This is a genomic window from Streptomyces sp. NBC_01410, assembly GCF_045040195.1.
In the GTDB taxonomy this organism is placed as follows: Bacteria; Actinomycetota; Actinomycetes; order Streptomycetales; family Streptomycetaceae; genus Streptomyces.
The window spans coordinates 5860914-5874075 of sequence record NZ_CP109530.1 but is presented as its reverse complement, the minus strand read 5'-3'; the positions used below and the strand labels follow the sequence as shown (position 1 = coordinate 5874075).

Annotated in this window: 13 protein-coding genes; all 13 read right to left on the bottom strand. The window is 68.2% G+C overall.

Annotated elements, in window-relative coordinates:
• Nucleotides 1-164 precede the first annotated feature (164 nt).
• The 13 genes from OG741_RS27170 to OG741_RS27110 all read right to left on the bottom strand — a co-directional run bounded on the left by OG741_RS27170 (nt 165) and on the right by OG741_RS27110 (nt 13034).
• Nucleotides 165-602: a hypothetical protein gene (locus OG741_RS27170; RefSeq protein WP_405602131.1), complete on the bottom strand. Its 438-nt coding sequence runs from the start codon at nt 600-602 to the stop codon at nt 165-167.
• Nucleotides 603-863: 261 nt separating this feature from the next.
• Nucleotides 864-2219, bottom strand: coding sequence for an MraY family glycosyltransferase (locus OG741_RS27165; protein WP_405602130.1), 1356 nt, complete (start codon nt 2217-2219; stop codon nt 864-866).
• A gap of 188 nt (nt 2220-2407) precedes the next feature.
• The gene (locus OG741_RS27160) at nt 2408-2845 is read right to left on the bottom strand and encodes a response regulator transcription factor (RefSeq protein WP_405605799.1); all 438 of its coding nucleotides are present in this window, start codon (nt 2843-2845) and stop codon (nt 2408-2410) included.
• Nucleotides 2846-3007: 162 nt separating this feature from the next.
• Nucleotides 3008-4000, bottom strand: a complete 993-nt coding sequence (locus OG741_RS27155) for an IS481 family transposase (RefSeq protein ID WP_405602129.1) — start codon at nt 3998-4000, stop codon at nt 3008-3010.
• A 256-nt stretch (nt 4001-4256) separates the two neighbouring features.
• The gene (locus OG741_RS27150; RefSeq protein ID WP_405602126.1) at nt 4257-4592 is read right to left on the bottom strand and encodes a hypothetical protein; all 336 of its coding nucleotides are present in this window, start codon (nt 4590-4592) and stop codon (nt 4257-4259) included.
• A 211-nt stretch (nt 4593-4803) separates the two neighbouring features.
• Nucleotides 4804-6063 (bottom strand): serine hydroxymethyltransferase, encoded by a 1260-nt coding sequence (glyA, locus tag OG741_RS27145; protein WP_405602125.1) that lies wholly within the window; start codon nt 6061-6063, stop codon nt 4804-4806.
• Between the two features lie 87 nt (nt 6064-6150).
• A complete protein-coding gene (locus OG741_RS27140; protein WP_405602123.1) occupies nt 6151-6798 on the bottom strand; it encodes a protein-tyrosine-phosphatase in 648 nt (215 codons plus the stop codon).
• The gene (locus tag OG741_RS27135) at nt 6795-7442 is read right to left on the bottom strand and encodes an L-threonylcarbamoyladenylate synthase (protein ID WP_266487462.1); all 648 of its coding nucleotides are present in this window, start codon (nt 7440-7442) and stop codon (nt 6795-6797) included. The genes OG741_RS27140 and OG741_RS27135 overlap by 4 nt, the downstream gene beginning before the upstream one ends.
• Before the next feature lie 40 nt (nt 7443-7482).
• Complete coding sequence (gene prmC, locus OG741_RS27130) at nt 7483-8364, bottom strand: peptide chain release factor N(5)-glutamine methyltransferase (protein ID WP_405602121.1); 882 nt, start codon at nt 8362-8364, stop codon at nt 7483-7485.
• A 40-nt stretch (nt 8365-8404) separates the two neighbouring features.
• A complete protein-coding gene (gene prfA, locus OG741_RS27125; protein ID WP_405602120.1) occupies nt 8405-9484 on the bottom strand; it encodes a peptide chain release factor 1 in 1080 nt (359 codons plus the stop codon).
• Nucleotides 9485-9590: 106 nt separating this feature from the next.
• Nucleotides 9591-9815 carry a 50S ribosomal protein L31 gene (gene rpmE / locus OG741_RS27120; RefSeq protein WP_142213667.1) on the bottom strand — a complete coding sequence of 75 codons (225 nt, stop codon included), beginning with the start codon at nt 9813-9815 and terminating at the stop codon, nt 9591-9593.
• A 149-nt stretch (nt 9816-9964) separates the two neighbouring features.
• Nucleotides 9965-11071 (bottom strand): LCP family protein, encoded by a 1107-nt coding sequence (locus OG741_RS27115; RefSeq protein ID WP_405602117.1) that lies wholly within the window; start codon nt 11069-11071, stop codon nt 9965-9967.
• A 181-nt stretch (nt 11072-11252) separates the two neighbouring features.
• A complete protein-coding gene (locus tag OG741_RS27110; protein ID WP_405602115.1) occupies nt 11253-13034 on the bottom strand; it encodes a trypsin-like serine protease in 1782 nt (593 codons plus the stop codon).
• Nucleotides 13035-13162: the final 128 nt, after the last annotated feature.

Genomic DNA, 13162 nt, shown 5'->3' with positions numbered 1-13162 from the left:
GCCGCTGATCGGCACTGGACAGGTGTTACGGATGTGGGGGCGGCTGGCAGGCATGGAGCCTCGCGCTTGAGCAGGCGTCAGCTCAGATGCCCGCGCCCGCAGTGCCGCAGTTGGCACCGGACGATAGCAGGATCGCGAACGCGCACTTATACCGGCCCTACCCCTCACGACTTCGACCCCTTGTTCTCGGGCTTCTCGCTCGAGGAGGGGTCGGGTTCGACGTAAAGCAGCTTGGCCTTCATGTGCGCACGGGTCTGAGCGGCGATCCATACCAGGGTCGTCGCGACCAGCGTGATGGCGAAGGCCTTGGGGTTGAACAGCGTGGTGTTCTTGAATGCGGCGACAAAGATGAACAGCAGCAGAATCTGCGCCGCATAGAGCATGAGACCCATGCCCTGGAACAGGTGCGGAAGAGACTTGGCTGTCCGTTCGAGGACCACAAGTCCGATCCCCATGAAGAGGATCACAATCACCGTCGCGACAACGGCGCCCACAGCTCCCTTGCCGCCCGCCACCACACCGCTGATCACGGCGGCGAGAACGCCGGCGCCGGCGGTGGGCAGGGCAGCTTGAAGGAGTGTTCGGGCGTCATTGGACCGCATGGCGGCAGCTCCGCTGGTGGTGGGGGCATGAGTGTCGTCATGGACGAGCGTAGGCCCGGAGCGAGGGCGAACCTCACGCCAATGAGCCGTCGCACTACGGCCCTTCGACTCTGTCGCCGGGTTTCGTGAACGGTATCACAAACTATTTGATGAGGTCTTTACCTAGGAGTGTGCCGACCATCACACATGAGAGTGACCCCGCGCGTGTGTGCAGGACAAGACGCCGTTATGTCTGGTATTGGGCGCCCATGTCTCCACACGTCAGCCGCGCGTCCCGGCCTTCCTCCGGTCCGGGAGGCGCGAACGGGCGCCGATGGCAGTCGCTCCGTTGACGCCGTTGACCCCCGCCGCGACGGGCGCGCGTTCCTCGGACTCCTCCTGCGCGGCATCCGTCTCGTACGCGAGCGCGGGCTGGGCGGCCTGCTCGGGCCGCACCGCACGGCGCCGGTAGCGGGGCGGCACGAAGGCCTCCGCCCAGCGCGGGGCGCGCGGGGTGAAGCGCGGCAGCAGCAGAAGCACCAGCCCCACCGCGCTGAGCGCGACGATGAGCAGGACGATCCACATCGACGCCGAGTGCACGGAGTACGCGACAACGCCGAAGGCGATCAGCGCCGACCAGAAGTACATGATCAGGACAGCGCGGCTGTGCGAATGTCCGATCTCCAGGAGCCGGTGGTGTAGATGGCCACGGTCGGCGGCGAAGGGCGACTGCCCGTTCCACGTACGCCGCACGATCGCGAGCAGCAGGTCGGCGACCGGGATCGCGATGATGGTCAGCGGCAGCAGCAGCGGGATGAAGACCGGCAGCGCGGCGTGCGTGGCCTGGCGGGTGCTGCCCTCGAAGATCTTCAGGGCGTCGGGGTCCACCTGGCCGGTCACCGAGATCGCGGCCGCGGCGAGCACCAGTCCGATCAGCATCGAGCCCGAGTCGCCCATGAAGATCCGCGCCGGGTGCATGTTGTGCGGCAGGAAACCGAGACACATGCCCATCAGGATCGCGGTGAACAGGGTCGCGGGGGCAGCGGCCTCGATGCCGTAGCTGAACCAGATCCGGTACGCGTACAGGAAGAAGGCCGCGGCGGCGATGCAGACCATGCCGGCGGCGAGACCGTCGAGGCCGTCCACGAAGTTGACCGCGTTGATGGTGATCACGACGAGGGCGACGGTCAGCAGCGTGCCCTGCCAACTGGTCAGCGCGACGACGCCGACGCCGGGCACGGGGATCCACAGGATCGTCAGACCCTGGATCACCATCACACCCGCGGCGATCATCTGGCCGCCGAGCTTGATCAGGGCGTCGATCTCGAACTTGTCGTCCAGAACGCCGATGATCCAGATCAGGGCCGCGCCGGAGAGCAGCGCACGCGGTTCGTTGGACAGCTCGAAGACGCTGTTCAGGTTCTGCAGATGGTCGGCGACCAGCAGTCCCGCGCACAGACCGAAGAACATGGCGATACCGCCGAGTCGCGGTGTCGGCTCTCGGTGTACGTCTCGGGCACGGATCTGCGGCATCGCGCCGGACGCGATGGCGAACTTCCGCACCGGACCGGTCAGCAGATAGGTCACCGCAGCCGTGACACAGAGCGTCAGCAGGTAATCACGCACGGGCTGCCCCACAGGAATCGCTGGCCATCTCAGCAGTACACCCTATTCGCATCAGCAGGGCGTCCGCCCACTCACTGATACACAAGGGCGGACCTGAACGGTTCCACCCCGGGCCTACACGGAGTGGGCGACATCGCATCCCGGGCCGCCTCCCGACGACCCGGACTGCTGCGTCGTGAGCTTCTTCCCTGGTCAGCGAGTCAGTCTGCCGACCGGGAGTCCTGCGAGACAGTCGGCCGGGTATCGGCGCTGCCGGTCTCGCCCTGCGTCACCGAATTGCGGTGGCGATCGGCGAACAGCGCGGCCTCCAGTCTTGACCCGATGCCAAGCTTTCTCGTGAGGCTCGTGATGTGGGCACGAAGCGTCCGTTCCGCTATGCCCAGTCTCCGCGCCAGTGTCCGATTCGGCTGGCCATCGGCAAGGAGGAGGAGCACTTCGGCTTCCCTTGCTGTCAGCCTGGACAATTCCGCCGTTCGGTTCTCTGGGCCAGAACTCCCCTGTGCCCCGGAACAGATGGTAAGGCCAGCCAAGATTCCCCCTACTTGCTCATCCAAGTCGGCGAGATGCCCGGAGCATGAACCGCTGACTGTCGCAGCATGGGTACTACCTGGTGTGCACAGTGGTCGAGTTGTGCGCACCACACCCTTGAGCGGCCGACCTGGGCAATCGCGCGTCGATCTTCAAGCCAGAGTACCTGACGTGTCCGCGACGGCTCAGCCCGGATCCACCGGAAGGCGTCCGATTCGTTGTGCGGTGAAAAGGCAGTAGGCGCCTTGCGAGCTGCGATGACGGAAACTGTCCTAGCTGTACTGCCCAGGGACGTTGGTCAACCTGGTGATGGGTGGTTTGCCGCTGGTTGCGGTGTGGGGGCGGTGGTGATTGTAGTGATGGAGCCAGGCCGGCAGGGCTTTGCGGCGGGCTGATTCGCTGGAGTAGAAGCGGCCGAGGGCCCAGCCGTCGGCCAGGGTGCGATGGAAGCGTTCGACCTTGCCATTGGTCTGTGGCCGGTAGGGCCGGGTCTTCTTCGGCGTGATTCCCAGCTCGGTGCAGGCTTGTGTCCAGTGCCGGGAGCGGTAGGCCGAGCCGTTGTCGGTCAGGACCCGCTCGACCCTCACACCGCGGGCGGCGAACCAGTCGACCGCGCGCCGCAGGACACCGACTGCGGTGGCGGCCTTCTCGTCGTCGCAGATCTCGGCGTAGGCGACCCGGGAATGGTCGTCGACGACGGTGTGGACGAACGCGGTTCCCAGCAGCGGTCCGCGGTACTTGTTGCGGGGCCTGTCCGGTGTCGCGGCGCGGTTCCTGCGGCCCTGGACGCGTCCGACGTAGCGCCAGCCGCCGCCGTCGGGAACGTTCCCGAGCTTCTTCACGTCGATGTGGAGCATCGCGCCGGGATGGTCGTGTTCGTAGCGGCGGACCGGCTCGCCGGTGGCGCGGTCGACGTGGGACAGCCGGTTGATCCGGCACCGGGTCAGGACCGCGTGCACGGTGGAGGCAGGCATGCCCAGCCGTCCGGCGATCTGGACCGGGCCCAGACGCTGCTTCCAGCGCAGGTGCACGATCTTGCGGACCTGCGGCTGCGTGGTTCGGGCAGGACTGCGGTGCGGCCGTGAGGACCGGTCAGCCATCGCTGCCGGACCGGACTCGGCGTAACGGTCGGCCCACCGCTTCGCGGTCGGCCAGGACACGTCGTAACGCTCGGCCGCACGAGCGACCGGCCACCCGTCATCAACAATCAGACGCGCCAGGCGAAGACGGGCACGAGGAGTCAAAGCAGCGTTAGCGTGAGACACGAAGGCCTCCAGGTTGGCGGAGCGGTTCCTAGACAGCTCCACTCCACAACCGGAGGCCTTCGCCATCGGCCAGATTCAGACCGTGTCGTCGCACAAACTCAACCAACCTGCCCGGGCAGTACACCTAGCCCTCCGACACGCAGCCCAGCAAGACGCCTTGTACGTCACATCGTCCCGTACCTGCACAGCAGCGTTCGCGGCGCTCGACAAGCCGAATCGACTCGATGGCACCGCGATCGTCGCTTTCCGTACAAGGTCAGCAACCCTTGGTGATCTTCTTCAGGTGGTAGCGGGTAACGGTGAACCTCTTGTTGCCCTGCGTCCCACCATTGGTGGTCATGCACCTGGTGGTCTTCTGCCCGCCGCCGGCCTCGAAGTGAAGCAGGGCGTCCATCTTGTGCGAACAGTGATTGTTGAAGTAGACGGTGGTGGAGTCACTGCTGCCCGTGCCCCAGGAGTAATTCGTGGCCGCGCCACTGGGGCTCGAGCACTTGAGGCTCGCCCGCTCGACGTCCTGAGCGCTCGCGGGTGCTGCGGCGACCTTGACAGACGGTCCCGCAGGCTGACTCACGGCGTTGGCGCTGGGGGTCATGAGCGCAGTGAATACCGCCCCTGCGAGGACAGCGGCGGGGACGAACTTCTTGTTGTTCACAAAAGACCTTTCAAACGACAGGCCCGGGCGCGAGGCAATTCCGTCCTGGGCTCTTTGCGTCGTCATCCTTGTCCAAGGAGATAGCAGCCGCTATTGCCTGATCCGGTTATGCCGGATCAGGCAATAGCGGTTGGCTTCCGGGATCGGGAAACTATCCAGGATAGGGCGGGAAACGCCGTGTCATCTCCAGCACCTCGGCACGCGCCTTGACGTTCTCACGCAGCGCCGCGGCGAGGAGCACCGCGATACGGGCCATCTCGGCCTCGCCCATGCCCTGCGTCGTGACCGCCGCCGTGCCCAGACGGATGCCGCGTCCGTCGCCGTACGGCAGTGCGCAGGTGTCCAGGACCAGCCCGGCCGCCGCGAGACGGCCGCGGGCCGTCTTGCCGTCCACGCCCAGTGGGGCCGGATCCGCGCTGATCAGATGGGTGTCGGTGCCGCCGGTCAGTACCGCGAAGCCCTCCGCGGCGAGCCCGTCTGCGAGCACGCGTGCGTTGGCGACCACCTGGTGGGCGTACGTGCTGAACGCGGGCGTCGACGCCTCGCCGAAGGCGACGGCCTTGGCGGCGATCGTGTGCATCTGGGCGCCGCCCTGCGTGAAGGGGAACACCGCCCGGTCGATGCGTTCGGCCAGCTCGGCCCCGCACAGGATCATTCCGCCGCGCGGCCCGCGCAGCACCTTGTGGGTGGTGGCGCACACCACATCGGCGTACGGGACGGGGCTGGGGGCCGCGCCGCCCGCGATGAGGCCCATCGGATGGGCGGCGTCGGCGATCAGATACGCGCCCACGTCGTCGGCGATCTCGCGGAAGGCGGCGTAGTCGGGGTGCCGGGGATACGAGATCGAGCCGCAGACGACGGCCTTGGGCCTGTGGTGCCGCGCCAGGGTGCGGACCTGCTCGTAGTCGATGAGCCCGGTGTCGGCGTCGATGCCGTAGCCGACGAAGTCGAACCAGCGGCCGGAGAAGTTGGCGGGCGAGCCGTGGGTGAGATGGCCGCCGTACGAAAGGCCCATGGCCAGGACCGTGTCGCCGGGCTTGAGCAGCGCCGCGTATGCGGCGAGGACGGCTGAAGAGCCGGAGTGCGACTGGACGTTGGCGTGCTGTGCGCCGAACAGGGCCATGGCGCGCTCGACGGCGATCCGCTCGGCGGCGTCGACGAGTTCACAGCCGCCGTGGTGGCGGGCGCCGGGATAGCCCTCGGCGTACTTGTTGGCGAGCGGGGAGCCGAGGGCGGCGAGGACCGCGGGCGAGGTGAAGTTCTCCGCGGCGATGAGCTGAAGGCTGTCGCTCTGCCGGCCCAGTTCCCCCAGGATCACCTCGGCGATCTGGGGATCCTGGCGGCGCAGGGCCTCGAAGTCCGCGCCGTGGTAGGTGATGTGGGCGGCGTCTGGTGCAGCGGTGACCGACATCTTGGGCTCCGGGCCTCGCGTGGTGTGGCGGCCCCTCCAATGTAGGCCGGGCCCCGCCGCCGCGCCCGCCATGACTCAGGCCCGGGCTCAGCGGCGCGCCGGTACCCCCGTCAGCGCCGTCACCACCGGATCCAGCGCCTGCTGGATCTCGTCGCCGATCGACCGGAAGAAGGTGATCGGCGCACCGTACGGGTCGTACACCTCGTCCGCGTCCGGGCTCGGCGCCAGCAGCCAGCCGCGCAGCGCCGCCGCCGCCCTGACCAGGGCACGGGCGCGCTCCACGACGCCCTCGTGCGGGTCCGGCAGCGTTGTCGGGTCTATCGCGCGCACGAGTCGCGTGAACTCCTTGAGCGTGAAGGTGCGCAGGCCCGCCGAGTGGCCCATCGAGATCACCTGGGCCCGGTGGTCCCTGGTCGCCGTGAGGACCAGGTCCGCGCGGATCACATGCTCGTCGAGCAGCTCGCGGCCCACGAACCCGGTCGCGTCCGCGCCGAAGTCGGCGAGGACGACCTCGGCGTTGGCCTCCATCGGGGCGCCCTCGTGGCCCCAGGTGCCCGCGCTCTCCACGATCAGGCCGCCCGTGAGCCGGTCGCCGAGGCGGACGCTCAGGGCATGGCGGGTCAGCCGCTCGGTGATCGGCGAGCGGCAGACGTTGCCGGTGCTGACGTGGAGGATGCGGAAAGTGGAGTTGGTGCTGACGGATTCCGCTTTGCCACGCCCCTCAGGGGCGGTCAACTGGCCACCTCGAGGTCGGGTACGACTTTGCGCAGCTCGTCCGGCGAGAGCGCTCCCTCACGCAGCAGCAACGGGAACTTGCCCGTGACATCGACGATGGAGGACGGAACGATGCCCGGGGTCGGGCCGCCGTCCAGGTAGACCGAGACCGAGTCGCCGAGCATCTCCTGCGCGGCGTCACAGTCCTCAGGCGCCGGGTGCCCGGTCAGGTTGGCGCTGGAGACGGCCATCGGGCCGACCTCGGTGAGCAGTTCGATGGCGACGGGGTGCAGCGGCATACGGATCGCCACGGTGCCGCGGGTGTCGCCCAGGTCCCACTGGAGCGAGGGCTGGTGCTTGGCGACGAGGGTCAGCGCGCCCGGCCAGAACGCGTCGACGAGCTCCCAGGCCTGCTCGGAGAAGTCGGTGACGAGGCCGTGCAGGGTGTTCGGAGAGCCGATGAGGACAGGGGTGGGCATATTGCGGCCGCGCCCCTTGGCCTCCAGCAGGTCGGCGACGGCCTCGGAGCTGAAGGCGTCCGCACCGATCCCGTACACGGTGTCGGTGGGCAGCACGACCAGCTCGCCGCGGCGGACGGCCGATGCGGCTTCACGCAGACCGGTGATGCGATCCGTCGCGTCGTTGCAGTCGTATCGCCGAGCCATCAGCGGGCCTCCTCGTACACATGCGTGGTCACGTGCTTCGTCATGGCGTTGCCTTGCGCGCGGTCGCGAAGCGCGGCCGCTTGTTCAGATCAGGGTGGTCGGCGGCATCCGCCCAGCCGGCCTCTTCACTGAAGATCCACGGCACCTGGCCGCCCTGCGTGTCCGCGTGCTCGACGACGACGAGGCCGCCGGGACGCAGCAGCCGGTGCGCGGTGCGCTCGATGCCGCGAATGGTGTCGAGGCCGTCCTCGCCGGAGAACAGGGCCATGTCCGGGTCGTGGTCGCGGGCCTCGGGGGCGACATACTCCCACTCCGTGAGCGGGATGTACGGCGGATTGGAGATGACCAGGTCCACCTGCCCGTCCAGCTCCGGCAGGGCGCTCAGCGCGTCGCCCTGGTGGATGGTGACGCGCGTGCCCTCGGCGTTCTTGCGCGTCCACTGGAGCGCGTCCTCGGACAGCTCCACGCCGTGCACCCGCGAGCGCGGCACCTCCTGCGCCATGGCCAGCGCGATCGCGCCCGATCCCGTACACAGGTCGACGATGAGCGGCTCGACGACGTCCATGGCCCGTACGGCGTCTATGGCCCAGCCGACGACCGATTCGGTCTCCGGGCGCGGCACGAAGACGCCGGGTCCGACTTGCAGTTCCAGATAGCGGAAGAAGGCGCGGCCGGTGATGTGCTGGAGCGGCTCGCGGGCCTCGCGGCGGGCGACGGCCTCCCAGTAGCGGGCGTCGAAGTCACCGTCCGGGACGTTGTGCAGCTCTCCCCGCTTCACACCGTGGACGAACGCGGCGAGCTCTTCCGCGTCGAAGCGCGGTGAGGGCACGCCGGCGTCGGCCAGCCGCTGGGTGGCCTGGGCCACCTCGGCAAGCAGCAGACTTCGGGGGCTTGGGGGTCGCCCCCCAAAATGTTGCTGCACGCTGGTCCTCCGGGCTGGTGCTGTCTGCTGGGTGCTGGACTTACTGGGCGGCGGCGAGCTTGGCGGCGGAGTCGGCGTCGACGCAGGCCTGGATCACCGCGTCGAGATCCCCGTCGAGGACCTGGTCCAAGTTGTACGCCTTGAAGCCGACCCGGTGGTCCGAGATGCGGTTTTCCGGGAAGTTGTACGTACGGATCTTCTCGGAGCGGTCAACTGTGCGGACCTGGCTGCGGCGGACGTCCGACGCTTCCTGCTCGGCCGCCTCCTGGGCCGCGGCCAGCAGCCGCGAACGCAGGATACGCATGGCCTGCTCCTTGTTCTGGAGCTGGCTCTTCTCGTTCTGGCAGGAGGCGACGACGCCGGTCGGCAGGTGCGTGATGCGCACCGCGGAGTCGGTGGTGTTGACGGACTGGCCGCCCGGCCCGGAGGAGCGGTACACATCGATACGGAGATCATTGGCATGGATCTCGACGTCGATCTCCTCCGCCTCGGGCGTGACGAGCACACCGGCCGCGGAGGTGTGGATACGGCCCTGGGACTCGGTGGAGGGCACCCGCTGCACGCGGTGCACCCCGCCCTCGTACTTCAGCCGCGCCCAGACGCCCTGCCCGGGCTCGGTCGCGCCGTTGCCGCCCTTGGTCTTCACCGCGACCTGGACGTCCTTGTAGCCGCCCAGCTCGGACTCGGTCGCGTCGATGATCTCGGTCTTCCAGCCGACGCGCTCCGCGTAGCGCAGATACATCCGCAGCAGATCACCGGCGAACAGGGCGGACTCGTCGCCGCCCGCGCCCGCCTTGACCTCGAGGATGACGTCCTTGTCGTCGCTGGGGTCGCGCGGTACGAGCAGCAGCCGCAGCTTCTCGGTGAGTTCCTCGCGCTGCTTCTCCAGCACCTTGACCTCGGCGGCGAACTCCGGGTCGTCGGCGGCGAGTTCACGCGCGGTCCCGATGTCGTCCCCGGTCTGCTTCCAGGAGCGGTACGTGCCCACGATGGGGGTCAGCTCGGCGTAGCGCTTGTTGAGCTTGCGCGCGTTCGCCTGGTCCGCGTGGACCGAGGGATCGGCGAGCTTCTTCTCGAGATCGGCGTGTTCGCCGATCAGTTCCTCGACCGCCTCGAACATCGGGGGCTCCTGGTCTTTCGTACGCGAAGGGGGCTGCTCAGAACGGACAAAGCGCCGGCCTCGGCCACCCCGGTCAGGGGCGGCCGAGGGCCGGCGCAGTGGCTCGCTACTTCTTGGCGGAGCCGGCAGCCTTGCCGAAGCGGGCCTCGAAGCGGGCCACACGGCCACCGGTGTCGAGGATCTTCTGCTTGCCCGTGTAGAACGGGTGGCACTCGGAGCAGACCTCGGCACGAATGTTGCCGCTGCCGATGGTGCTGCGAGTGGTGAACGACGCGCCACAGGTACAGCTGACCTGGGTCTCGACGTACTCGGGGTGGATGTCGCGCTTCAAGGTGTCTCCTAGTTTCGGGAGGGCACCGGGTCGCACGGGCGGATTGCTCGTACGTGAACCGGGGCCGACGTACCAGTCTGCCAGGACCGGCCGTAACTCCCAAAACCGGGGTCCGGCCGGAACTATTCCCCCTGGGGGTAGCGGCTGGGCTACCGGTTCTTGACGACGGTGCCCGCGTCGCCCTTGTCGCCCGCCGAATCCTTGACCGCGGAGGCCGGAATCGGCTTGTCCTGCTTGATCGCCGTCCAGACCTGCTGGGCCGCGGCCTTGATCGGCACCACACGGTTGGGGTCGGCCGGGTCGTACTCCACCGGCATCGTGATCATGTGTACGTCCTTGGCGCCGAGGCCGCTGAGCCCACGGGCGAAGTCCATCAGCTCATTGACCGAGTCGAGCTCGGAGTCGGGCGTGATCGCCTTGGTGGCGGTGTCGGCGACATCGAAGAGCCGCTTGGGGTTGCTGAAGACGCCGACGTGCTTGACCTGATCGATGAACGCCTTCATGAAGGCCTGCTGCAGCTGTATTCGGCCAAGGTCGCTGCCGTCGCCGACGCTCTTGCGGGTGCGTACGAGACCGAGCGACTGCTCCCCGTTGAGCTTGTGCGTGCCGGGCTCGAGGTCGAGGTGGCTCTTGGAGTCGTCGATCGCCTTGGTGGTGGTGATCTCCACACCGCCCAGTTTGTCGATGAGCTTCTTGAAACCGGTGAAGTCGACCTCGATGTAGTGGTCCATGCGGATGCCGGACATCTTCTCGACGGTCTTGACCGCACACGCGGGGCCACCGACCTCGTACGCGGTGTTGAACATCGCCCGCTTCTCAGCGGGGGCGGGCTTGCCCTTCTCGTCCGTGCACTGGGGGCGGTCGACGAGGGTGTCACGCGGGACGGAGACGACGCTTGCCTTCTTGTGGCCCTGGTAGACGTGCACGATCATCGCGGTGTCCGAGCGCGCGGCGCCTTCGTCCACGCCGTACTCGGCATTGGCACCGGAGCGGGAGTCGGAGCCCAGGACCAGGATGTCCATGGAGCCGTTGTCGATGTTCTTGGGGCGGTCGGTGCCGAGTGCGGAGTTGATGTCGACGCCCTGGAGATTGCCGTTGAGCTTGAAGTAGACGTAACCGAGGCCGGACCCGCCGACCAGCACCAGTCCCGCGGCGGACCACCCCGCGACGGTCAGCGCCCGGTGGCGTGCGGTGGGCTGTTTACGGCGCTTGCCGCGGCTGCGTATTCGGCTGCCGCTGCTGCTCTGGTCGGCCATGTTCTCCTCGGCTCTCGATGGTCCCGCTACCCCCTGCCGTGGTGTTTCAGGCGCGGTGTCGGCACTGGTTCAGACGGTGAAGCACCAAGAAGGGTTGCACGGGGGTCTGAGAACCCCCTGAGAAACGCCTGGTGCCCACCGCGACTGCGCGGTGGGCACCAATCGGCGTGTGCGCTGGGCTTTAGCCGAAGAGGTTGTACGCCTGCCAGCCTGTGCCGAAGGCGACACGTGTGGCGAAGATCCCACCGGTGGACTTGCCGTTGCCCGGGTAGAGCCACAGCTTGCCCGTGGTGTCACGGACGAACAGGTCGGCGTTTCCGTCGCTGTTCACGTCGCCGGTGGTGACCAGCGCGTTGAAGGAGCTGCCGAAGGTGCCGACGAGACGGCGGGCCGCGAACGTGCCGGTGGCCTTGCCGGTACCCGTGTACAGGTAGGTGGCGCCACCGGCGCCGCGGGCCAGGATGTCGGCCCTGCCGTCGCCGGTGAAGTCACCGTGGCCGCGGACGATGCCGTACTGACCCCAGCCGGCGCCGATCAGGACCGGCGCGGCGAAGGCGCCGGTGCCCTTGCCCGGGTAGAGGTAGGCGTTGCCGGAGGAGTTGACCGCCATCATGTCCGGCAGGTCGTCGCCGGTCAGGTCGCCGGGGACCAGGATCTGCTTGTGCGCTCCCCAGCCCTTGGCGATGAGCTTCGGCGCCAGGTCCGGGTCGTAGGCCCAGTAGACGTCACCGTTCGACAGCCGGTAAAGCAGGTCCTGGTAGTCGTCGCGGTTGAGGTCGGCCTGGACCATCAGGGTCACGCCGCCGAAGTAGCCGTGGTTGTACTGGCGGGTGAGCGAGGTGACCTTCGAGGTCCAGCCGAACAGCGTGCTGTCGGAGGCGCGACGGGCCAGCAGGTCGGCCGTGTGGTCGCCGGTCCAGTTGGTGTCGTTGACGCGGGCCCGGATCGGGGCCGAGTACGTGCTGACCTTGGCGTAGACGCCGTACTTGCCGACGGCCGAGCAGTTCTGGTCGCCCCAGGAGACCAGGCCGACGAGCTTGCCGCCGGCCACCAGCGGGCCGCCGGAGTCACCGTTGCAGGTGGTCTCGCTGGTGCTGTCGTCACCGGTCGGCGCGGCTCCCGCGCAGATCATGTGGCCGACGACGTAGGACGAGCCGTAGGCCGTCTGGCAGGCGGCGTTGGAGTTGATGTCCGCGTCGGCGACCTTCAGCGTCTGCGAGGCGCTGTTGGTCACGGTGGAGCTGGTACGGCCCCAGCCGTACACCTTGGCGTCCGTGCCCGGCGTGTACAGCGCGGTGTCCGTGTTCTGCATGATCGGCAGCGGCTTCACGGAGACCGGCGAGGTCAGCGTGAGCACGGCAACGTCGTTGTCGATGGTGGCCGCGCTGTACGCCGGGTGGTTCCACTGGCGGTAGGCGCCCCGCAGGACACCGCCGTGGAAGTCCCAGCTGCCGTCGGACAGCTCGGTGGGCAGCTGGTCGGTACCGGTGATGACCGTGCCGGTCTCGTACCACTTGATGCCCTTGACGCAGTGCGCGGCGGTGGCGACCTTCGTCGGGGCGACGACGACGCCGCCGCAGAAGTAGCCGTTGCCCAGGCTGTCCGCGAAGTGGAGCTGGGCCATCCAGGGCGCCGCCGAGATGGTCGTCGTCGAACCACCGATGATGCGGGCGCTCGGCGCCGACGTCGTCTCGGACGACGACGAGGAGGAGGGCTGCTGCACGAGAGTGCGCTTGCTGGCCTTGTCGGCCTTCATCGCCTCGATCGTGCGGCTGCGCAGTTCCTGCTGCGACAGCGGGTCGATCTGCTGCCGGGAGCCCAGCTGGGGGCCCTCGGTCTCGGCGGCCTGGGAGCCGGACATGGCCAGGCCCGTACCGACGAGTGCCGCCACGACTGCGGCGACGGCCGGTACCGCGATTCTGATGCGGCGCTTGTGACGACCACCACGGGTGCGTATCTGCACTCGGTAACCCCTCGGGTTGAACCGGCAGAGCACACACGGCCCCACCGGTAGACAAACGGGCGCGGTGGGGCAAACGAACAACAGGGCAGCCCGGACCCGAGGCCCCCCGGCCTCTCTCGGTGCTGCGG

Coding starts and splice junctions, on each gene's coding strand:
- OG741_RS27170 (WP_405602131.1), bottom strand. CDS start 602: ATGCGGTCCAATGACGCCCGAACACTCCTTCAAGCTGCCCTGCCCACC.
- OG741_RS27150 (WP_405602126.1), bottom strand. CDS start 4,592: ATGACCCCCAGCGCCAACGCCGTGAGTCAGCCTGCGGGACCGTCTGTC.
- glyA (WP_405602125.1), bottom strand. CDS start 6,063: ATGTCGGTCACCGCTGCACCAGACGCCGCCCACATCACCTACCACGGC.
- OG741_RS27135 (WP_266487462.1), bottom strand. CDS start 7,442: ATGGCTCGGCGATACGACTGCAACGACGCGACGGATCGCATCACCGGT.
- prfA (WP_405602120.1), bottom strand. CDS start 9,484: ATGTTCGAGGCGGTCGAGGAACTGATCGGCGAACACGCCGATCTCGAG.
- OG741_RS27115 (WP_405602117.1), bottom strand. CDS start 11,071: ATGGCCGACCAGAGCAGCAGCGGCAGCCGAATACGCAGCCGCGGCAAG.